Source organism: Pseudomonas sp. BMW13 (genome assembly GCF_013357275.1).
GTDB lineage: Bacteria > Pseudomonadota > Gammaproteobacteria > Pseudomonadales > Pseudomonadaceae > Aquipseudomonas > Aquipseudomonas khazarica.
Window position 1 is genome coordinate 1 of sequence record NZ_SUKD01000031.1, and the last position, 21,612, is coordinate 21,612.

The 21,612-nt window shown below is 65.8% G+C and carries 18 protein-coding genes; 10 read left to right on the forward strand and 8 right to left on the reverse strand.

From position 1 onward, the window contains the following. Both E4487_RS24720 and E4487_RS20520 read left to right on the forward strand, forming a co-directional pair. Nucleotides 1-3,613, forward strand: a 3,613-nt coding sequence (locus E4487_RS24720) for a type I secretion C-terminal target domain-containing protein (RefSeq protein WP_175254247.1), incomplete at its 5' end; no start/stop codon positions are given. A 69-nt stretch (nucleotides 3,614-3,682) separates the two neighbouring features. Next, nucleotides 3,683-4,024 (forward strand): hypothetical protein, encoded by a 342-nt coding sequence (locus E4487_RS20520; protein WP_037054237.1) that lies wholly within the window; start codon nucleotides 3,683-3,685, stop codon nucleotides 4,022-4,024. A gap of 72 nt (nucleotides 4,025-4,096) precedes the next feature. Here E4487_RS20520 and lapD read toward each other — a convergent pair whose 3' ends face one another. The 4 genes from lapD to E4487_RS20540 form a co-directional block, all read right to left on the reverse strand. After that, the gene (gene lapD, locus E4487_RS20525) at nucleotides 4,097-6,043 is read right to left on the reverse strand and encodes a cyclic di-GMP receptor LapD (RefSeq protein WP_175254248.1); all 1,947 of its coding nucleotides are present in this window, start codon (nucleotides 6,041-6,043) and stop codon (nucleotides 4,097-4,099) included. 10 nt (nucleotides 6,044-6,053) lie between these two features. Beyond that, a complete protein-coding gene (gene lapG / locus E4487_RS20530) occupies nucleotides 6,054-6,734 on the reverse strand; it encodes a cysteine protease LapG (RefSeq protein ID WP_037054232.1) in 681 nt (226 codons plus the stop codon). A 72-nt stretch (nucleotides 6,735-6,806) separates the two neighbouring features. After that, on the reverse strand, nucleotides 6,807-7,205 hold the full coding sequence (locus tag E4487_RS20535) for a YbaN family protein (RefSeq protein WP_037054230.1): 399 nt from the start codon (nucleotides 7,203-7,205) through the stop codon (nucleotides 6,807-6,809). Nucleotides 7,206-7,242: 37 nt separating this feature from the next. Next, nucleotides 7,243-7,827: a YecA family protein gene (locus tag E4487_RS20540; protein ID WP_175254249.1), complete on the reverse strand. Its 585-nt coding sequence runs from the start codon at nucleotides 7,825-7,827 to the stop codon at nucleotides 7,243-7,245. 167 nt (nucleotides 7,828-7,994) lie between these two features. Between E4487_RS20540 and recQ the strand changes: the two genes are divergently transcribed. From recQ to E4487_RS20560, 4 genes are all read left to right on the forward strand, one after another. Next, nucleotides 7,995-10,127 (forward strand): DNA helicase RecQ, encoded by a 2,133-nt coding sequence (gene recQ, locus E4487_RS20545; protein ID WP_175254250.1) that lies wholly within the window; start codon nucleotides 7,995-7,997, stop codon nucleotides 10,125-10,127. A gap of 74 nt (nucleotides 10,128-10,201) precedes the next feature. Further along, a complete protein-coding gene (locus tag E4487_RS20550) occupies nucleotides 10,202-11,362 on the forward strand; it encodes a diguanylate cyclase (RefSeq protein WP_134678201.1) in 1,161 nt (386 codons plus the stop codon). Nucleotides 11,363-11,478: 116 nt separating this feature from the next. Further along, entirely contained in the window at nucleotides 11,479-11,910 is a 432-nt protein-coding gene (locus E4487_RS20555; RefSeq protein ID WP_037054223.1) for a MarR family transcriptional regulator, read from the forward strand. 334 nt (nucleotides 11,911-12,244) lie between these two features. Then, a complete protein-coding gene (locus E4487_RS20560; protein WP_175254251.1) occupies nucleotides 12,245-14,281 on the forward strand; it encodes a FimV/HubP family polar landmark protein in 2,037 nt (678 codons plus the stop codon). Between the two features lie 60 nt (nucleotides 14,282-14,341). Here the strand turns inward: E4487_RS20560 and E4487_RS20565 are convergent, their stop codons facing one another. Next, the gene (locus E4487_RS20565) at nucleotides 14,342-16,528 is read right to left on the reverse strand and encodes a patatin-like phospholipase family protein (RefSeq protein ID WP_175254252.1); all 2,187 of its coding nucleotides are present in this window, start codon (nucleotides 16,526-16,528) and stop codon (nucleotides 14,342-14,344) included. A gap of 72 nt (nucleotides 16,529-16,600) precedes the next feature. Here E4487_RS20565 and E4487_RS20570 point away from each other — a divergent pair, with 72 nt between their 5' ends. Together E4487_RS20570 and E4487_RS20575 are read left to right on the forward strand one after the other, a co-directional pair. Further along, entirely contained in the window at nucleotides 16,601-16,885 is a 285-nt protein-coding gene (locus E4487_RS20570) for a SelT/SelW/SelH family protein (protein WP_134678199.1), read from the forward strand. A gap of 114 nt (nucleotides 16,886-16,999) precedes the next feature. Then, entirely contained in the window at nucleotides 17,000-17,500 is a 501-nt protein-coding gene (locus E4487_RS20575; RefSeq protein ID WP_150609198.1) for a hypothetical protein, read from the forward strand. A 54-nt stretch (nucleotides 17,501-17,554) separates the two neighbouring features. Here the strand turns inward: E4487_RS20575 and E4487_RS20580 are convergent, their stop codons facing one another. From E4487_RS20580 to E4487_RS20590, 3 genes are all read right to left on the reverse strand, one after another. After that, nucleotides 17,555-18,406 carry a DMT family transporter gene (locus tag E4487_RS20580; protein WP_175254253.1) on the reverse strand — a complete coding sequence of 284 codons (852 nt, stop codon included), beginning with the start codon at nucleotides 18,404-18,406 and terminating at the stop codon, nucleotides 17,555-17,557. Further along, entirely contained in the window at nucleotides 18,403-18,738 is a 336-nt protein-coding gene (locus E4487_RS20585; protein ID WP_037054214.1) for a tRNA-binding protein, read from the reverse strand. Before E4487_RS20585 ends, E4487_RS20580 begins: the two co-directional genes overlap by 4 nt. Before the next feature lie 86 nt (nucleotides 18,739-18,824). Further along, nucleotides 18,825-19,589 (reverse strand): AraC family transcriptional regulator, encoded by a 765-nt coding sequence (locus E4487_RS20590; protein ID WP_037054212.1) that lies wholly within the window; start codon nucleotides 19,587-19,589, stop codon nucleotides 18,825-18,827. 134 nt (nucleotides 19,590-19,723) lie between these two features. Between E4487_RS20590 and E4487_RS20595 the strand changes: the two genes are divergently transcribed. Both E4487_RS20595 and E4487_RS20600 read left to right on the forward strand, forming a co-directional pair. Further along, nucleotides 19,724-20,542 carry a UDP-2,3-diacylglucosamine diphosphatase gene (locus E4487_RS20595; protein ID WP_037054210.1) on the forward strand — a complete coding sequence of 273 codons (819 nt, stop codon included), beginning with the start codon at nucleotides 19,724-19,726 and terminating at the stop codon, nucleotides 20,540-20,542. Beyond that, the gene (locus tag E4487_RS20600) at nucleotides 20,539-21,579 is read left to right on the forward strand and encodes a glycosyltransferase family 1 protein (protein ID WP_175254254.1); all 1,041 of its coding nucleotides are present in this window, start codon (nucleotides 20,539-20,541) and stop codon (nucleotides 21,577-21,579) included. Before E4487_RS20595 ends, E4487_RS20600 begins: the two co-directional genes overlap by 4 nt. Nucleotides 21,580-21,612 lie beyond the last annotated feature (33 nt).

Consider the following 21,612-nt stretch of genomic DNA (forward strand, 5'->3'; position numbering starts at 1 on the left):
TGCCAGCCTGGGCCTGACCTACGAAGTGGTACGCACCGATGGCGATGGCGACCAGGTCACCGCCTCGGAAACCCTGGTGCTGGCTGACGAACAAGGCTCGATCCTGACCTTCGACGACGACGGCCCGACCGTGACTCCGCCCGAATGCGCCGAAGTCGAGGAGGTCAACGGCTATGTCACGCAAGGCGTCATCGAAGCCGACTACGGCAGTGACGGAGGTGGCTTCGACCTCTCCGCCAATGGCGGGCCGACCGCGGATGGCCTGTTCTATACCGTGGTCAAGCTGAACGGCGTGACGACGCTGACCGCAACGGTGGGTGACGCCAGCGGTGAGACGTTCTTCATCCTCACCGTATATGACGACCCCGATGCGCTCGGCAACGGGAACAACTACCAGCTGGAGATCGTCAATTCGCGTCCGGTCACCACCGCCGACTTCAACCTGACGGGTATCTCTGCGGGGCAGCCGCAGCCGTCCTTCTACGTGGAAAGTGGCGAGGGCCTTGCGGTCACCCTGACGGGTAACGGCCTGGTCAATCCGTCCACACAGGGGGTCGGTGTCGGTGGCAACAACCTCATCGACGTCGGCGAAGAGCTGCACATGACCTTCAGCGCCACCGTCTACTCGGCGGAGGTGGATGTGCAGAAGCTGTCCTCCGGTGACGAGCTGTTCTGGCAGGCCTATGACAGCAACGACGTCCTGGTGGCGGCGGGTACCTACACCGGCCAGGGCTCCGAGAGCTCGCTGTTCAGCTTCAACCTGGCCGATTCCGACTTCACCACCGGTTCGGCAGCGTCGCTGTTGAATGGCTTCATCAAGCTGACCTTCGGCTCCAATGACGGTGACTATCGGATTCAGGAAATCACCCTGGAGCAGACGTTCCTGCCTCCAGACCTCGACCTGTCCTTCCAGATCGATGTCGTCGACGGCGACAACGATACGGTGAGCACGCAGCTCGATGTCTGCTTCGTCGATGACACGCCGACTGGCGGCTACGCGTTCGACCTGGTCGACGAGGAAGGGCTGTCCGGCGGCATCATCGGTGGCGTCGAGGACGATGCCGGGGCTGCCACCACGGTGACCGGCAGTCTGGGCTACGACTACGGTGGCGATGGCTTCGGCAGCTTCACCTGGCTGACGGACGACCTGCCGAGCATCACCTCGGGTGGTCAGACGGTCGAGTACGTGGTCAGTGGCAACGGCCAGGTGCTGACCGCGCAGATCGAAGGCAGCGGACAGCCGGTGTTCACCGTGACGCTCACCAATCCGGCAACGGGTGGCTTCCAGTTCCAGCTGTTCGAGCCTCTGGACCATCCGGCCCCGGGCTCCGGGAGCGTGGAGAACAACCTGAACTTCGAGTTCGACTACCAGATGGTCGACGGCAATGGTTCGCCAGCCGAGGGTGTGCTGGAAATCTCCGTGGATGACGACTCGCCGCTGGCCCAGAACCTCAGCCAGAGCCGCGAGGCGTCCGGCGACGTCAACACCAACCTGCTGGTGGTGCTGGACGTTTCCGGCAGCATGAACAGCTCCGCTGACTTCGGCGGGCTGTCGCGCCTTGAGGCTGCCAAGCTGGCAGTGCTCGAACTGCTGGAGCAGTACGAGGCGATGGGGGACGTGAAGGTGAGGTTGGTGACATTCGCCAGCGGCGCGGCTGCCTACGGCACCACCTGGATGACGGTGGATGCTGCCAAGGCGGCGGTGATCGGCTTCCCGGAATCCTCCAACAGTGCGACGACCAACTACGATGCCGCGTTGGACACGGCGATGAGTGCCTGGCAGTCGGCTGGCAAGCTGACGCTCACCGACAACCCGGGCGAGCCGCTGCAGAACGTCTCGTACTTCCTGTCGGACGGTGTGCCGAACCAGCCGGATGGCAGCGCGGGTATCAACCCTGCCGAGGAGGCCGAATGGATCGACTTCCTCAATGCCCAGCAGATCCAGTCCTACGCCCTGGGCATGGGACCGGCGGCAGAGGTCAATGACAACCCGCCCGGCAACTACAGCAACAACGATCAGCTCGATCCGATTGCCTACGATGGCACTTCAGGGAGCAACACCAATGCCATCGCGGTGAACGACTTCGCCGATCTGGAAGATGTTCTGGTCCAGACCGCGCAGGCGACACCGATCAGCGGCAATCTGACCGACGGCGTCAATGGCTTCGGTGCCGATGGCGGGCGGGTCAAGTCGGTGGTGGTCAATGGCGTGACCTACACCTTCAATGTCGGTGTCAACCCGACCATCACCGGTTCGGACGGCAGTGTGGTCAATGGCATGACCCTGAATCTGGTCCTGGCCGCCGGGGCGATGCTCTCGGTGAACATGGCGACGGGCGAGTACAGCTATGTGTCTGCCGCCAACGTGGGTAGCGGCACGACCCAGCAGGTCGGCTTCATCCTGATCGACAACGATGGCGACCAGAGCGGCCTGGCGAACCTGACCATCACGGTCGATCCGGCGGACGGCCCGATGGTGGCGCGCGATGACTATGTGATCGCACGCAGCAGCAGCTTCGACATCCCGGACTGGGCCCTGCTGGCCAATGACGGTGGGCCCAACAGCTCGATCCAGGCGATCACCAGCATCGTCTCGACTGCAGGCCTGACGGCAGTTCACGGCAGTTCCTCGGTGGCGGTGTCGTCGGCCAGCGATGGTGAGTCCTTCGTCTACCAGAGCCAGGCCGGAGGCCAGACTGCACAGGCCAAGGTGACGATCCTCGATGTCGACACCAGCGGTTCGCTGGACGGTGATTTCCTCGACGAGATACTCATCGATGGCGACAGCGGCAGGACCCTCAACGGCAACAGCGGTGACGACATCCTGATCGGCAATGGCGGCAATGACACGCTCAATGGCGGTGACGGTAACGACATCCTGGTGGGCGGTACGGGCAACGACACGCTCAACGGTGGCGATGGCAATGACACGGCCAGCTACATCGATGCCACCAGTGGGGTGAACATCACGCTGAACAACTCCGGCAACGCCAGTGGCGGTAGCGTGAGTGGCTGGGCCTCGGGTGATCAGTTGAGCAGTATCGAGAACCTGATCGGTTCGAACTTCAACGACACTCTCGTTGGCGGCAACCAGGACAACGTGCTCGGCGGCCTGTTGGGCAACGACACGCTGTACGGTGGCGGCGGTAACGATGTGCTGATCGGCGGTCGCGGCAACGACACCATGAGCGGTGGGTCGTTGGTCAACAGCAGTGGCCAGGACTCCTTCGTCTGGCTCAACGGCGACACGGGTATCGATACGGTGCTCAACTTCGTGCGCAACTTCAACGCGGGGGGCGACGGTGATCGCCTGGATCTCTCCGACCTGCTGGTCGGCGAGAATGGTTCCTCCGGCGATATCGGCAACCTGCTCGACTACCTGCAGATCACCTCCAGTGAGCTGCCCGGCCAGGGGACTTCGGCCTGGGATACGACGATCAAGATCAGTGCCATGGGCACGGGCGACTTCAGCAGCCCGGATCAGACCATCGTGTTGCAGGACGTCAACCTGCTGGGTGACAGCGGCGTGGGTGGATACGGTGCCGGGGGGGATACCGGTAGCGTGATCCTGGCCATGCTCAATGACGGTACTTTAAATGTAGATACGGTCTGACCTTCACTTATATGATCGACCCGCTACCTTTTCAGGTAGCGGGTTTTTTTTGGCCAGGAGAGAGCAGGCATGGTCTATGTACAGCGTGACGCCGCCGGGCGTTTGCTGCGAGTCGAATACGAACCCTTCGAGGGCATGACGGAAAACCTGGCAGTCGAAAGCGAAGAACTGCACAACTGGCTGGCCGCCAAGGAGGAGGTCAAGGCCCGCCTGGATAGCCTGAAACAATCCGACCTGGAGCTGGTGCGGGTACTCGAGGACGTCGTCAGCGTGCTGGTGGAGCGCGGTGTCATTCGCTACACGGACCTGCCTGAAGCGGCGCGCCAGAAGCTCGACCAGCGTGCCATCGCCCGTGCCGAGATCGAAGGTCTCAGCGGCCTGCTCGGCGACGACGAGCACCATCTGGTCTGACTCCCGGCGCTGCATCGCCTGCCCCGCAGCGCACGAGGGCCATGCCGCTGCGTCTGATCGGGGCGCCGGTCTCTAGCGATCGCTCCAGGGTGTGGGCGCACCGATCAGTCGGCCCATGGCCCCGTGGATGCCAAGTTCCGCCAGTACCGCGAGCTCTCCCTGCGTTTCCACCATCTCGGCGATCAATGGCAGGTCGATGCTGTTGGTCGCGCGATAGATGGCTTCGATGAACAGCCGCTTGTCGCTTTCCTGATCGATGGCCCGGATGTAGGTGCCGTCGATCTTCAGGTAGGCCAGGCCCAGGTGCGTCAGGTTGCCGATCAGGCTGAAACGACCACCGAAGTGCTGCAGCCCCAGGTTGAAACCAAGCCCCCGAATGCTCTGGCTCAGGGCCTCCAGCTCGGCAGGCGGTGGCAGATAGTGTTCGTCGATCTCCAGCGTCATCAGGTGCGCCAGCTCGGCATGACGGGCGAGGACTTCCAGCAGGCGGGCCTTGTCCGTGGCGTTGCGCAGCGTGGCCGCAGACAGGCTCAGGGCCAGCGGTCTGGGATGTCGCGCCAGGTGCTGCAGGCTGTGTTCGAGCATCGCCAGGTCGAAGCGCGCGGACCAGCCCAGGCGCTCGATCCAGGGCAGGAAGCGGCCGGCAGTGACCGCCTCGCCCTGCGCGTCGAGCAGGCGCGCCAGTACCTTGTACTGCATCACCGTGCCGCCGTGGCATTCGGCTACCGGCTGGAAATACAGCTGCAGCTTGCCCTGGTTCAGCGCGTCGTCGATCCAGCCGCGCCAGTCGTGCAGGCCCTGGTTGCTCTGCGCAGTGAAGTCGTCCAGGCGTGCCCAGCATCTGTCCGTGTGGCTCTGCGCCTGGGCCAGGGCCTGATCGGCGCGGCCGAGGACCGCAGTGGCCTGCTCGCCGGGGCGAAAGGCGGCGATGCCCAGGTGCGCGACCGGCTCGCAGTCACTGGCACCGGTCTGCTTCAGGCTGTGCAGCGCGTCGCTGATCTCGTTCGCCAGGTGGTCCGCATCGTCGCCGCTCAGGCCCGGGGCGAGCAGGGTGAACTCGCCGCCACGGTTGCGCGACGCCAGCCACTTGCTGCGCCCCGGAGCGCTCAGCAGGTTGCGCAGTTGTTCGCCCAGCGCCTCGATCAGGGCGTCGGTGCGTTGTCCGCCCAGGCGCTGGTTGAGGCCGGCGAGATCGTTGACGCGCAGCAGCAGCAGGTAGCCCTCGGCATTCTGTTCGCTCTGCACCAGCTGATTGTTCAGGCGGATATCGAACTGGCGGCGGTTGGCCAGTCCGGTGAGGCTGTCCTGATAGGCCTCGGCGCGCAGCTTCTCGCTGCGCGCGGCTTCCTCGGCGAACAGCGTCTTCAGCTTGTCGACCATCTGGTTCATCGCCAGTACCACGCGCTTGAGCTCCGGCGTGCGTGGTACCCGCGGCAGGGTGAGGAACTCCCGACGAGTGATGGCCTGTGCCTGACGCACCATGTTGTCCAGCGGACGCAGCTGCGTGCGCAGCAGCCAGCCGCCGAGGATGGCACTGACCAGGCCGCAGAGCAGCAGCCAGAGCAGGCTGCCGATGGCACTGTCCCAGAGCCTGGCCAGGGCGAACTGCGGATGACTGAGCACCTCGACCCGCGCCGCCTGCTCCCAGCCGCGCATGATCAGCGCATCGCCGCCCTCGGGTTGCAGATTCACCAGATCGATGAACCAGCCCGGAACGTTCTCCGGCCGGGCGTCGTTGCTGCGTTCGACCACCACCTTGCCTTCGGCGATGTCGACCACGCGGATGCTGGCGAAATAACCGCTGTCGAAGATCGAACTGACCATCAGTTCGAGCATCGCCGGGTCGTCGACATGCGGTGCCATCGACAGCCCCAGGGCGGTGGCGGCGTCCTGGGCGTGCGAGCGCAGCTGGCTGAGCAGTTGCTCGCGCGAGGTCTCGACGCTGGCCACGAAGCTGCCGGTGAAGGCCACCACGAGGAACAGGCAGATGGCCAGGAACAGTTGCTTGAGTAGAGACATGTCTTTCCTCCTAGCCTTCGCCCACGGCGAAGCCCTCGGCACGCATTTTTTTCAGGACGTCCTGCCAGCGCGAGAGCTTCTTCGAGTCGCTCTTGCGGGCGTTCGAACCCGGCAGGTAGAGCCCTTCGGCGTTGAAGGCGTACACCGGGAGCAGGTCCTTGCGCTGAGAAGCGGGACGGATATCGTTGATCAGGTTGTCGAGCACCAGCGGCTCGGCCGTCGGGCTGGCGTAGTAGGTCAGCACCATGTGCGCCTGGTTGTAGTTCAGGGCCTTGACGTAGGTGATGCGCAGCTTCTCGCTGGGAATGCCGAGTCGGCGCAGGGTGAAGTACTTGGCCAGGGAGTAGTCCTCGCAGTCTCCGGCACCCTTGACCAGCGCCTCGACCGGCGTGGCCCAGTAGTCGTTCTCGCGCCACAGCTTGATGTCGTCGACGAAGCGGAACTTGCGGTTGAAGAAGCGATTGACCTCGTTGAGCTTGTCGGCCTCGGTCAGCGCCGCGCTGCTCTTGATCAACGCCTCCCAGTCGAGAATGCGTTCACGCGCCGGGCCGAGGTTGCCGTAGCGACTCTCGGCATTCTTGAGAATCAGCGCGAAATCCCAGTCCGCCAGCGACAGGCCGGCCAGCAACCCGCCGCCGATCGAGAGGATCAGCAGCCGCCACCGCCATCCCTGAACGCGTAGCCGTCGCATGGGGTCGGGTCTCTGGGTCTGATCGAGGAAGTCTAGGCGATGGGCTGGCAATCTGCCGGCCGCAAGACGCCGTCAGCGGGTGCGCAGGGTTTTCTGCTTGAGGATGTACAGGCTGACCAGCACGGCGCTGGTCAGCATGAAGGCGCGCGCCCAGGGCAGCGGCACCAGGTAGCAGGAGAGGGCGATGCTCGCCCACATCAGCAGCAGGGCATAGACCTTGCCCTTGAGCGGGATGCCCTGGCCTTCGAGGTAGTCGCGAATCCAGGGCCCGAGGTGCCGATGGGTGACCAGCCAGATGTAGAAGCGCCGTGAGCTGCGCACGAAGCAGGCCGCGGCCAGGAGCAGGAACGGGGTGGTGGGCAGCACCGGCAGGAAGATGCCGATGACGCCCAGGGCCACGCTCAGCCAGCCGATGCCCAGCAACAGGTAACGGACGCTGCGGTGGCGACTGGGCTGGATATCACGTGGCATGGGCGGAAACAGCCGGGTTGACCCCGGCCGTGGCCAATCAGTGGCGGGGCTTGAGCAGCGCCGGCTTTTCTTCCGGTGCCTGGCACAGCAGGAACAGGGCGGTGAGCAGTTCCGGGATCTGGTCGATCATGCTGTCGACCAGGTCGCGGTCACGGGCGATCTCGGCGAATTCCTGCTGCTCGTCGAACAGGCCGGAGCCGACCATGATCGGCAGCAGCAGCTCGCTGACTTCGTCTTCGGCATCCTCGAACCATACGCCTTCGCGCAGGAACACACCTTCCATGAAACCGATGCACCAGCCGCGCAGGTCGGAGTCGTCCGGCTCGTCGCCCAGGTCCAGGTCGCAAGGCAGCTCGGGTTCTTCCTCGCCAGCCAGCTGACGGGCGATATGCGCCTTGAGGTGAACCAGGGTGCTTTCGATCTCTTCGCGCTCGGCGTCGCTGCGGTAGTGCGGCGGCTCGGCGAACAGGGCGTCGATCCACTCGCGCTCGGGCACCTGGTCAGGGCAGATCGACAGGGCGGTGAGGTAGCCATGGGCGGCCACATAGTCCAGCGCTTCTTCGTGCAGCTCGTCGGCATCGAGGAAGGCTTGCAGGCGGGACAGTTGCTCAGCGAAGGACATCGTGGGGCTACCTTGAAGGATTAAACGAGGCTGGATTCTAGTCTACACGGGCCCTTGCGGCCATAGCGGCAAGTCCGAGGGGGCAGAAAAAGAACGGCTTCGGACGGGGTGAGGAACCGTCACCGGCAAGAGTGCGGCATAATAGCCGGCTTCATTCGGAGGCCTTCATGCTCGACCACGCCCAGCGCATTCTCAAAGACGTTTTCGGCTACGACGCCTTTCGCGGCAATCAATCCGCGATCATCGAGCGCGTGGCCGGTGGCGGCGATGCCCTGGTGCTGATGCCCACGGGCGGCGGCAAGTCGCTGTGCTATCAGGTTCCCGCGCTGATGCGCGACGGCCTGGCCGTGGTGGTATCGCCGTTGATCGCGCTGATGGACGACCAGGTCGCGACGCTGGATGAGCTGGGTGTGGCGGCCGTGGCGCTGAACTCCACGCTGAGCCCCGATGAGCAGCGCGAAATCGCCGATCGCATTCGCCGTGGCCAGATCAAGATGCTCTACCTGGCTCCGGAACGCCTGGTGCAGGCGCGGATGCTGAATTTCCTGCAGGGCCTCGACATCGCCCTGTTCGCCATCGACGAGGCGCACTGCGTGTCGCAGTGGGGGCATGATTTCCGCCCGGAGTACCTGCAGCTCGGCCAGCTCGCCGAACTGTTCCCGGCGGTGCCGCGCATCGCCCTGACCGCCACGGCGGACAAGCGTACCCGCGAGGAGATCGTCCAGCGCCTGCACCTGGAGCGTGCCGAGCGCTTTCTCTCCAGCTTCGACCGGCCCAACATCTTCTATCGCATCCAGCCCAAGGATCAGCCACGCAAGCAGTTGCTGGGCTTTCTGGCGGCGCGCAAGGGCGATGCCGGCATCGTCTACTGCCTGTCGCGCAAGAAGGTCGAGGAGGTCGCCGATTTCCTCAGCAGCCAGGGCTTCCCGGCGCTGCCTTATCACGCGGGCTTGCCCAACGAGCTGCGGGCCTACCACCAGAAGCGCTTCCTCAATGAAGAAGGCCTGATCATGGTGGCCACCATCGCCTTCGGCATGGGCATCGACAAACCCAACGTGCGTTTCGTCTGCCACCTGGATCTGCCCAAGTCGCTGGAGGCCTATTACCAGGAAACCGGTCGTGCCGGGCGTGACGGCCTGCCTGCCGATGCCTGGATGGCCTACGGTCTGCAGGATGTGATCTTTCTCAAGCAGATGCTCAACAATTCCGAGGGCGACGAGCGCCACAAACGCATCGAGCAGCACAAGCTCGACGCCATGCTGGCCCTCTGCGAGGAGACCCGCTGCCGGCGCCAGGCGCTGCTGGCCTATTTCGACGAGGTGCTGGAACAGCCCTGCGGGCATTGCGACAACTGCATCGACGGCGTCGAAACCTGGGACGCCACCGAGCCGGCGCGGCAGGCGCTGTCGGCCGTCTATCGCAGCGGCCAGCGCTACGGCGTCGGCCACCTGGTGGACATCCTGCTGGGGCGTGACAACGAGAAGATCCGCGCCTCCGGTCATCAGCACCTGGCGGTGTTCGGCGTGGGCAAGGGCTTCTCCGAGGTCGAGTGGCGCACCCTGTTCCGCCAGCTGGTCGCGCGTGGCCTGGCCGATGTCGACCTCGAGGGCTTCGGTGGTCTGCGCCTGGACGAGAGCTGCCGGCCGCTGCTGCGAGGCGAGGTTACCCTGCAACTGCGTCGCGAACCCAAGCCGGCGCAGGCGGTCAAGGCCTCCAGCAGTGCGGCCAGCCAGCTGGTGCAGGGGCACGAGCGGGAGATGTGGGAAGCCTTGCGCAGTCTGCGCCGCAAGCTGGCCGAGGAGCACAGCGTGCCGCCCTATGTGATCTTCCCCGACGCCACCCTGCTGGAGATGCTGCGCAGTCAGCCGGGTTCGCTGAGCGAGATGGCCGAGGTCAGCGGCGTGGGCGCGCGCAAGCTGGAGCGCTATGGTCAGGCCTTCCTCGAAGTGCTGGCTGGCAACGCCCAGGACGAGGCACCGGCGCCGGTCGCGGACCTGCGTTACGAGCTGGTCAGCCTGGCACGCGCCGGCATGACCCCGGCGCAGATCGCCGGCCAGCTCAATTGCAGCGAGAAGAATGTCTACAGCCTGCTCGCCGAAGCCATCGCGCAGCAGCAACTGAGCCTGGAGCAGGCGCTGGACCTGCCGGAAGAGCTGCTGGGCGAGATCCAGGAGAGCTTCCTCGACGGTGAGGGCGAGTTGCCGGCGGTCAGTGAGATCGCGCCGCTGTTCGCCGGGCGGGTCGACGAGGCGGTGCTGTACTGCGTGCGCGCGGCCCTGCAGGCCGAGTTCGAACTCTAGCGCTTGGCTGTTTCTGGCGGCATCACGATGACGCGGCTAAGGTGTGGAGCAGGCCGCCTGACGACGAGGTAGCAGTGCCCAACTTTCACGCCTGGCTCGATGAAGTCCGCCCGAGCCCCTACGCAGACCAGCTGAGCCTGGGGTTTCGTGGTCTGCGCTTCGCGCGCGCGCTGGAGCGTGAATACCGCGCCCACCTGCTCGACGACAGCTTCGAACTCAAGCGTTTCGCGCTGAGTGTCGCCATGGTCATCTGGCTGGCACTGGCGGTGCTGGACCTGCTGGTGGTGCCCGCGTCGCACCTCGCCTGGGTGCTCGGCGTGAGGTTCGTGGTGCTGGTCATCCTGCTGGTCTGTGCCGCGCTGATCCTGCAGCGTCGCCACACCCATCTGCTGCTGCCGTTGAGCATGGCGTGCATCCTCACCCTGGGCGTGGGGGCCGCGCTGATCGTCGGCATTGTCCATCAGGTCGATCCCGGCTATCCCTACGAGGGGCTGCTGCTGGTGAGCATGGCCGCCTATTTCCTGGTGGGATTGCGCCTGAGCGAGGCGCTCGCCTGTTCGCTGGTCGTGCTGACGGCCTACGTGGTGGCGGAACTGCTCGCTGGCTTGCCGGCGGCGAGGCTGATCAACAATGTGCTGTTCCTTGCGTTCGGCAATCTCACTGGCGCCGTCGGTTGCTACCTGCTGGAATACAAATCGCGCGAGCACTTTCTGGTCAGTCGCCTGATGCGTCTGCTCGCCTATCACGACAGCCTCACCGGCCTGCACAACCGACGCAGCTTCAATCGCCAGTTCGAGCGCCTGTGGCGCCAGGCACAACGTGACGGCAAGCCGCTGGCTCTGCTGCTGTGCGACATCGACCACTTCAAGGCCTACAACGACTGCTACGGCCACCAGGCCGGCGATGCGGCCCTGCAGCGCGTGGGCATGCTCATCGAGCAGGCTGCACGGCGCCCGCTGGACATGGGCGTGCGCCTGGGTGGCGAGGAGTTCGCCTTGCTGCTGTTCGACATCGCTGCCGACGAGGCCCGGCAGCGTGCCGAGGCCCTGCGCCAGTCGCTGGAAGCGGCGGCCATCGCCCATCGCGGCTCCGACAGCGCCGAGGTGCTGACCATGTCCATCGGCGTCGCGTGCCTGACTCCGGGCGTCCAGGCCGAACTGGAGCAACTCTACGAGCAGGCGGACCGTGCGCTCTACGAGGCCAAGGCGTTCGGGCGCAATCAGGTCGCAGCCTGAGGCGGCGACCGTCTTATTCTGCAACGGAGCGGCGAAATCCGTGCTTGCTCTGCGCCTCGGGTTATGGCTAGCTGGCTAATAATTAGTTTTTTACCTTTGTATGAGTTCGCTTGCCCATGTCTTACCCCGATCAACATCGCTTTGCCATGCAAGTCGCCCAACTGTCACGCGCGTGGCGCTCGGAGCTGGACCGCCGCCTGGTCGGCCTGGGGCTGTCCCAGGCGCGCTGGCTGGTGCTGCTGCACCTGGCCCGCTTCACTGAAATGCCCACCCAGCGCGAGCTCGCGCAGAGCGTGGGCGTGGAGGGGCCAACCCTGGCGCGCCTGCTCGACAGCCTGGAAAGCCAGGAGCTGGTGACCCGCGTGGCGGTACCCGAGGACCGTCGCGCCAAGAAGATCGCGCTGCAACCCAAGGCGCAGCCGCTGATCGAGAAGATCGAAGCGATTTCCACCCAACTGCGCCACGAGGTCTTCGCTGGCATCGACGAAGACGACCTGCGGCGCTGCCAGCAGGTCCACGCGCGGGTGCTGGCCAACCTGGTTAAATGAGACCTGGTTGGCATTTTTCCGTCCGCTCGGTCAAGCGCTTTTTGTGCCTTACTTTTGACTGAAGTTGGTTGATGGCACTGTGCTTTCGTCGGCAAACTGACGCCTAATCCGCTACTTTGTGAATTAGTAGCCATAATGCAATTCAGGACGGTCTGGACAGGGACTCTGTTGATCGTCCTTTGCGTTTTTCGAGGGCGCCAGCCTCCCGGTCAAGGGAAGCCCGGACAGGAAGTCGAGGAGGTGGCGTTCGAGCCTGGATAACCCTGGAGGTCACATGGCTCGGGTGCGTCAGTTGATGTTGGGTTTGGCGTCGGGTTCCGCTCTCTATTCGGGAATGGCACCGGCGCTTGGGTTGGGTGATATCACGCTGCATTCGGCGTTGAATCAGCCGTTGGAGGCCGAGATCGAGTTGCTCGAAGTCGGCGACCTGGGCGCGCAGGACGTACGCGTCGGCCTGGCGCCTGCCGAGGTATTCAGTCGCTCGGGTGTCGAGCGCCTGTACTTTCTCAACGACCTGCGTTTCACGCCGCTGTTGCGCGGTTCGCGCAGCGTGATCCGGGTGGTGTCCAGTCGCCCGGTCCGTGAACCCTATCTGAACTTCATCGTCGAGGTGGCACGGCCCAACGGCCAGTTGCTGCGTGAATACACCGTGCTGCTCGATCCGCCGGGCTCCTCCGCCTATTCCTCGGTGGCAGCCTCCACTGCGGCGCCCGTTGCCCAGGCGCCTCGCCAGGCTGCACCGGCATCGTCGATACGTAGCGTGACGCCGCCGGCTGCCGTGGCGGGGCACCGTCATCAGGTAGTGCGCGGCGACAGCCTGTGGTCGATCGCGGCGCGTCTGCGCGAGGAGGGCAGCGGGCTGTCTCAGCAGGCGCTGATGGAAGGCATTCTTGCCCTCAATCCGGGGGCGTTCATCGGCGGCGACCCAGGCCTGCTGCAGGCCGGTGCCGACTTGCTGCTGCCCGATGCCGCACGCGCCGCTGCGGCCAGCGCGCCGACCGCGCCCGTGGCGGAGCGAGCAGCGGAGCCCGTTGCCGAGAGCAGCCTCAGCGCCGAGGGGCCGGTGAGTGCGCCGCTGACCGCGCTGGAGCCGACGCCGGAGCAGGCGGACAGCCTGCAACTGCTGGCCGAGAAACAGCGCCAGGTCGATCTGGAACTGGCCAGCCAGGCCGCCGAGAACCTGCAACTGCAGCAGGGCCTGGCCGAGTTGCAGCTGCAGGTTCAGCAACTGCAGGACCAGCTGGCGGCGAAAGACGCGCAACTGGCCGAGCTCGCCGCCGAGCGCACGCCGCAAGCGCCTGTCGTGCAACCCGCAGCCGAGGTGCCGGCCGAGCCGATGGCCCCGGTCACGGAAACAGGTGGCTGGTTCTCCACGCTGCTCGCCGGTGGCGCAGGTCTGTTGCTACTGCTCGGTGCGCTGTTCTGGGCCGCACGGCGTCGCGAGAAGGCCTCGCCGGTGGTGCAGGTTGCCGCCAAGGCGCAGCCTGTGGCTCGCCCCAGGGTCGTCGAGGCGGCGCCTGTCGCCGCCGTGGCGCCGGCCGCCAGGGTGACGCCGGCCCCGGTCGTGCAGCGCCCGCAGGCACCGACCGATCCGCTGGAGGCGGCCAACGTCTACATCGCCTATGGCCGTCTCAGCGAGGCGCGCGGCGAGTTGAACAAGGCGCTGTTGCAGGAGCCGCAACGCAGCGACCTGCGCTTCCGCCTGCTGGAAGTCCTGGCGCAGCAGGGCGATGGCCAGGCCTTCGCCCGCGAAGAAGCGGTTCTGCGCGCCGAGGGCTTCGACGAGGCGCGTCTGGACGCCCTGCAAGCCAGGCATCCCAACCTGCGGATGGCGCAGCCCGAGCCGAGCGAGCCTGTCGTTCAGGCAGCGGCGCCAGCACCGGACGAGCCGCTCACCGAGCCCGACTTTCAGCTCAACCTCGATGATCTGTCCCTGGATGCCGACTGGGACCTGGTCAGCCCGTTCTCGACCACCGTCCAGGCCAAGCCCAAGGCGGCCGCCGAGCCTGAGCTCGACGCGTCGTTCTCCAGCAACCTGCAGGAGCTGCCGGAGGTCTTCGAGCTGCCGCACGAGGATGAGCAACTGAGCGCGTTTGGCGAGATGGAGATGGTCCTGCTCGACGACGAGGAGCAGCTGGACGACAACTTCCTCGATGCGTTCGCCGGCGATGCCGATGCCACCGCCGCGCTGCAGGGGGATTTCGACCACCTGGCCGGCAACCCCGCGCACATGGCCAAGCTCAATCAGGCCCTGGCGTACATCAAGCAGGGCGATGTCGCCACCGCGTGTGACATCCTCAACGAGGTGATTGATCAGGGCGATGACGAGCAGAAGCGGGCCGCTCGCCAGTTGCTGGCGGAAATCGCCTGAGCCCGTTCACCGTGCTGGCCGACCAGGCCGCGCTCATGCGCGGCCTGGTCGTTGCTGGCCTCAGAAACTCTTGCCGAGGTTGAGGTACAGCGCTTTCTCGCGCTCGTCGTTGAAGCCGTAGCTGAAGTTCAGCGGCCCCAGGGGCGTGTCCAGGCCGAGGAAGACACTGGCGGCGTTGATGTAGCCGCTGTCGAAGGCATTGTCGTTGTTCCAGGCGCGGCCCCGTTCCAGCGAGAAACCCAGGTAGAGCGGCAGGTCCAGTGGCAGCAGCGAACTCTGCGTCAGGCGACGGTAGTAGATCATGCGCGCCAGGGCCATGTTCTGTCCGCTCAGGGAGTCCTGGCGAAAGCCGGAGAGTTCCTGGGCACCACCGAGGATGAAGCCGGATGTCACCACCTCGGCTTCGTCCAGCGTGCGTCCGTAGCGACCCCCCAGGAGCCAGGTGTTGGGGCCGTGGGTCAGCGCCTTGTTCAGCTCCAGCTGCCACTGCCTGTACTCGTCGTCCGAGCCCAGGCCCTTGTCGTACTGGCGCAACAGCAGGCCGATGTCTTCGCCCTTGATCGGGAAGTCGAGGTTGTCCAGGGTGTCGAAGGAGTACTTCAGTTCGTAGTAGCCCTCGCTGAAGCTGAAGCTGGGCAGGTCACGCTCGCCCACGCGCACGTCGGCCTCGCCCCAGGCCTGGCCGATGCCGAAGCGGATCTCGCCATTGTTGGCGATCTGTCGGCCGAGATTGAGGCCGTAGCCATAGCGCTCCAGGCGGTATTCGGCGATGGGGTCGTTATCCAGTATCGCCTCGACGTTCTGCGCCTCGCCGAACAGGTAGGGGGCGACGAAGTAGCGTGAGCCGGCGTCGAGCGGCTGGTAGAACTCGCTGTACAGCTCCTGGCGGTCACCCAGCTGCAGGCGGGTGAGCCATTCGGCACCGAGGGTGTTGATGCCGTTGACGCGGTAGCTGGCACCGATGTTGAAGGCGCTGTCGCCGCGCATGTCATCGGACAGGCTCAGCCCCAGGCGCAGGTAGTCGGTGCCGGTGCGCCTGCCACGGGCATCGATCACCAGGGCGCTGCCGCGCTGGTCCAGCGCCTCCACGCGGTACTGCACGCGCTCGAAGTAGTCCAGGCCGTACAGCGTCCCCATGTCCTTCTGCAGACGCTCCACGTCGAGGGGTTCGCCCAGGGGCTGGCGGATGTGGCTACGGATGACCTCGTCGCCGACCTTGGAATCGTTCTCCACGTGGATTTCACGGATCACCGGGTTGCGCTGCTCGCGCGAGCGCGCCATGGCCAGTGCCGGGCTGCCGGCGCTGCTGGTGCGCAGGCGGGCGAGGCTTTCGGCCTTGATCTGCGTGGCGCGATAGCCGGCGAGGATCATCTGCTCGCCGCGATTGAAATCGGCTACCCCGAAGCCGGCCAGCGCCGGCTGGATCAGCACGTCGTCATCGACCAGGGTGGCCAGCTGTTCTTCGGAGTTCCTGCGCATCATCAGGTTGATCGACTGGTTCATCACATCGACCACGGTATGCAGTTCGTCGGCCGGCTTCAGCGGCATGCCGAGGTCGACCACGATGACATGATCCACCCCCATCTGCCGCGCCACGTCGATCGGCACGTTGTTGAGCATGCCGCCATCGACCAGCAGGCGGCCGTCGACTTCCGTCGGCGCGAACACGGCAGGAATCGACATACTGGCGCGCATGACCTGCGGCAGGTGGCCGCTGCGCATGACCACCTGCTCGCCGCTGACCACGTCGGTGGCCACGGCCCGGTAGGGAATCGGCAGTTTGTCGAAGTCGCGGGTGGCGCTGCGGTGCACCAGCAGGCTTTCCAGCAGCAGCGCCAGGTTCTGCCCCTGGATCACGCCCAGCGGCAGGCCGAGGCTGCCGTCGTCGCGGAAACTGAGCTTCTGCTTGATCAGGAAGTCGCGGTCATCCTGCTTGCGGCGAAAGGGGATGTCCTCGCGTGGCGGCGAATCGGACAGCGCCTGCTGCCAATCCAGCTCCAGGGCCAGACGCTCCAGTTCTTCCACCGAATAGCCGGCGGCGTACAGCCCGCCGACGACGGCGCCCATGCTGGTGCCGGCGATGGCGTCGATGCGGATGCCTTGCTCCTCGAGCGCCTTGAGCACGCCGATGTGCGCCAGGCCTCGAGCCGCGCCACCGGAGAGCACCAGGCCGACGCGTTCGGCGGCGTGGCTGGGCAGGCCGTGAAGGGCGAGGAGACAGAACAGCGAGCAGAGCAGGCGGCGCATGACAGATACCGGGCGAGACGTATTCGAGGGCCGCTATTATAGGCACCGTCCGTCCAGTCCCAGAGCCTCTCCATGTCCGATAACAAGCCAGAAGTCATCATCACTTACTGCACCCAGTGCCAATGGCTGCTGCGCGCCGCCTGGCTGGCCCAGGAACTGCTCAGCACCTTCTCCGACGAGCTGGGACGAGTCAGCCTGGAGCCGGGCACGGGAGGGGTGTTCCGCATCCTGTGCGATGGCCAGCAGGTCTGGGAGCGCAAGGCCGACGGCGGTTTTCCCGAAGCCAAGGAGCTCAAGCGGCGGGTGCGCGACCTGATCGACCCGGCGCGTGACCTGGGCCACAACGACCGTCCCTGAGAGCCGTGTATCAGGAGTTTTACCCCCTCTTTACACAGGGCTTACCCCGCTGCCACGGCGGCGCGCGAATAATTTGCCTCGGGCCGATCAGGCCGTCACGTGAAGAGGTGAAACATGTCGCTGCAACGTTCAATGATCCTGGCCTTGATGACTCTGGCGCTGTCTACCCAGGCCCTGGCCGGTCCGCCCGGGCCTGGAGGTCCGGGTGGCCCTGGTGGGCCGGGCTGGGGCAATGCGGGGCCCGGTCCGGCTGGCGGGCATCGCCACGGCCTGCCGGACGGCGCCCGTGAACTGTGGATCGGCAGCGCGCTGTATTTCGTCGCCGCTGGTACCTATTACCTGTGGAACGCCAATGCTCAGCGCTACGTCGTGGTCACGCCGCCACCTGCGGTGCAGGGCAACAGCGTCGCCAGCTATGAAGTGATCGCCTACCCGGCCAACGGCCAGAGCACCGAGCTGCAGGGGCGTGATCGCTACGAGTGCCACAGCTGGGCGGTGGGGCAGAGCGGTTTCGACCCCGCCACGGCGACCCGCCCGGTGGGGGCCGACTCCACCGAGCGCTACCGTCGCGCCCTGGGTGCCTGCCTGACGGGGCGTGGCTACAGCGTCAACTGAGCGGCTGACGTCATCGGCGGGGTCGCTGCGCGCTGCAGCCTGATGCCGGCCGGCTCAGCGCGCCATCCGCGCCGAGACGAAGATGGCGCTGATGATCAGCAAGCCACCCGCGAGCATGCGCAGGGTGGGCTGTTCGCTGAACAGCCACCAGGCGAACAGAATCCCGTAGACCGGCTCCAGGGCGAAGATCACCGCCGTGGTACGTGCCTTGAGCACACGCAGGCTGGCGACGAACAGGCTGTGCGCCAGGCCCGTGCAGAAGATCCCCAGCATCGCCAGCCAGAGCCAGTCCAGCGGGCGCAGGCTGGGCACCAGTGGGGCCGCGAGGGGCATGAACACGACGAGCACGGTGACGTTCTGGTACAGGGCCGCCTGTATCGGGTCGAGGCCATGCGTGCTGGCCCGATTGAGCAGCGACAGCAGGGCGAACAGCAGGCCCGACAGGATGGCCCAGAGCAAGCCCACGGTGGCATCGCTGCCCAGGCTGAACTCGGGAGTCACCAGGATCAGCCCCAGGCACACCAGGGCGACCATGAGGAATTCGATGGGGCGTGTGCGCTCGCGGAACAGGGTGCCTTCGAGCAGTACGGTGAACGCCGGGAAGCTGGCGAAGCCCAGGGTGGCGATGGCTACGCCGGAGATTTTCACCGCCTCGAAGAAGGCCAGCCAGTGGCTGCCGAGCAGCAGGCCGCCGAGCACCAGCCGGGCCAGTTGGGGCCAGCTGGGGCGAGACGAGTCGGTGCGGCGCCAGAGCAGGGTCGCGAGGCCGAGGGCAAGCACGGCGAAGAAGGCGCGACCGCCGGCAATCATGTCCGGTGTGGTCGCCGCCAGCTTGCCGAAGATGCCCGACAGGCCGAACAGCAGGGCGCCCAGGTGAATCGCCAGCAGGGCGTTACGTTCCTTCATGCCAGACGCGCACCGTTGTCGAGCGGCTTGTCGAAGCCGGCGAGTACCACGCGGTTTTCGCTGTCATAGACGCCCGTGACCAGCACTTCGGAGCGCACGCCGGCGATACGCTTGGCGGCGAAGTTGCAGACGCACAGCACCTGGCGGCCGATCAGGCCGTCGCAGTCATAGTGCGCGGTGATCTGCGCGCTGGAGGTCCTGATGCCCAGTTCGCCAAGATCCACTTCCAGCACGTAGGCGGGTTTCAGCGCTTTTTCGTTGGGGCGGGCGCTGCGAATGGTGCCGACGCGCAGCTCCACTTTTTCGAAGTCCTGCCATTCGATGGTTTGCATGGGCTACTCCTCGGTGATGCCGCGCAGTCTAGAGGGGCTGGCGATGGCTGTCTGTCGCGGGAGTGACGGCTTTTGTCGCGAGGCTCTCAGCCGTGGCGCAGGGCCTGGCGATCGCGCCGCAGTTGCCGTGGGGTCATGCCCAGGTGGCGGGACAGCGCGGCGGTGAATGCACTTTGCGAGGTGTAGCCGACGCGGGCGGCGATCTCGCCGACGGGCAGTTCGCTGTCGCGCAGCAGCTGTTCGGCCCGTTGCAGGCGCAACTGGCGAATGTGCTCCATGGGCGTGCGCCCGGTATCGGCGAGAAAGCGGGCATGGAAGCGGGCGACCGACAGGCCGGCCAGTCGGGCCAGGTCGGCAACCTGCAAGGGATGGGCGACATGCTGCTCGATATAGTGGTCGAGCGCCGACAGCGGCAAGCGTGCCGCTTCGCCGGCGGGCTGCTGGCACGCCAGGCTGCCGAGCAGCAGGGCGGCACCCTGGCCGGCGATCACCGCATCGTTGATCGGGCCGTTGGCCAGCCAGTTGAGCAACTGGCCCTGGGTCGGGTCGAGCTGCAGGGCGCCGGGGCGTTCGAGCAGGCGCTGGATGTTGTCCGCGTGATGGCCGAGCTGCCGTGCGAGCCAGTCGTTGGCTGGCAGGTCCAGCACCAGGCACTGGCTGCCACGCGGGCTGCCGCAGGTATGGCGGGCCTCGGCCGGTACCACCGCCAGGTGATGACGCAGCACGCGGCTGCCCAGGCCCTCCACCTCGAACTGCAGCTCACCCGTCAGGCCGAACACCAGCTGGGCGTGGTCATGGCTGTGGCAGAGCACTTCATGGCTGTAGTGGCGCAGGGACAGGGCAGGGAGCATGGCGGTTCCTCGGTGAACGCAGGAGTGTAACGCCTTGGGGTGACGGCGTGCTGCGTCATCGAACGGTCTTTTTCCCGTCACAATCCTTTCACCGCCACGCCTCAAGCTCGTCTAAACCCAGCCGGAGGCAGCCCATGACCAGCGCCCAGCTCGCCAAGCCCACCCGCAAGCAACGTGTCCGCACCTTGTGGATCTCCGACGTGCATCTCGGCACTCGCGACTGTCAGGCCGAGCACCTGGCGGCCTTCCTCAAGCGCTATCACGCCGACCGCATCTACCTGGTGGGCGACATCATCGACGGCTGGAAGCTGCGCGGCGGTATCTACTGGCCGCAGGCGCACACCAACGTCATTCGCCGCCTGCTGACCATGAGCAAGCGGGGCACCGAGGTGATTTACGTCACCGGTAACCACGACGAGTTCCTGCGCCGTTATTCGAGCCTGCTGCTGGGCAACATCCAACTGGTGGACGAGGCCGTGCACGTCACCGCCGATGGCCGCCAGCTGCTGGTCATCCATGGCGATCAGTTCGACGTGATCACCCGCTACCACCGCTGGCTGGCGTTTCTCGGCGACTCGGCCTACGAATTCACCCTGACCCTCAACCGCTGGCTGAACCACTGGCGCAGCCGCTGGGGCTACGGTTACTGGTCGCTGTCGGCGTACCTCAAGCACAAGGTCAAGACGGCGGTGAACTTCATCAGCGACTTCGAGGAAGCCATCGCGCACGAGTGCGTCAAACGTGGCCTGCAGGGCGTCGTCTGCGGTCATATCCACCACGCCGAGATCCGCCAGGTGAGTGGTGTCGAGTACATGAACTGCGGTGACTGGGTGGAGTCCTGCACGGCACTGATCGAGCACTGGGACGGGCAGATCGAGCTCTACCGCCTGGCCGAGGCGCAGGCGCGCGAAGCCAGCGACGCGCAGGCCGTGGCGCTCGAGACCAGTGCATGAGAATACTGATCGTCTCCGATGCCTGGGCGCCTCAGGTCAATGGCGTAGTCACCAGCCTGGCGGCGCTGATCAGCGAGCTGCGCGGCCTCGGTCATCAGGTCAAGCTGCTGTCGCCCGCCGACTTCCGCTCCGTGCCGTGCCCGACCTACCCGGAGATTCCGCTGGTGTGGAATCTCTGGAGGGTCGGCGCGCTGATTCGCGACTTTCGCCCCGACTGCGTGCACCTGGCGACCGAAGGGCCGCTGGGCTGGGCGGCGCGGCGCTGGCTGGTCAAGCGTGGTCTGGCCTTCTCCACGGCGATCCACACGCGCTTCCCCGAGTATGTCAGCACCCGCTGGCCCTGGATCGCGCCGCGCTGGGGCTATGCCCTGCTGCGCGCCTTCCATCGCCCGAGCCAGGCGGTGCTGGTGACCACCGAACGCCTGCGCGAAGAGTTCGCCGGGTGGGACCTGCAGCGCCTGCAACTGTGGCGCAAGGGCGTGGATACCGGCCTGTTCAGCCCGAAGGGGACGCGCCAGCCGAAGGCGCAGCCGGTGTTTCTCTACGTGGGGCGTATCGCGCCGGAAAAGAACCTGCAGGCGTTTCTCGACCTGGCTCTGCCCGGCGAGAAGCGTGTGGTAGGCGATGGGCCGCAGCGTGAAGCGCTGCAGCTGCGCTACCCGCAGGTGAGCTTTCTCGGCTATCGCCGTGGCCAGGCACTGGCCGAGGCTTATCAGGACGCCTCGGTGCTGGTCTTCCCTTCGCGCACCGATACCTATGGCCTGGTGATGCTGGAGGCACTGGCCTGTGGCACGCCGGTTGCCGCGTTCCCCGTCGCAGGGCCGCTGGACGTGTTGCAGCAGGGGCTCAGTGGCGTGATGGACGAGGACCTGGGAGCGGCCTGCCTGGCGGCCCTGGAACTGGATCGCGGGCGTTGCGCCGAGCTGGCAGCGGCACAGTCCTGGCGCGCCTCGGCGCTGGAATTCCTGGCGCTGCAGCCGTTGATCGACGGTGAGCCGGTGGTGCTGGATGAGGCCCTGGCGGATACCGCGCTGTAGGCACTGTCCTGGCTACGTCGGGGGCCGGGCAGC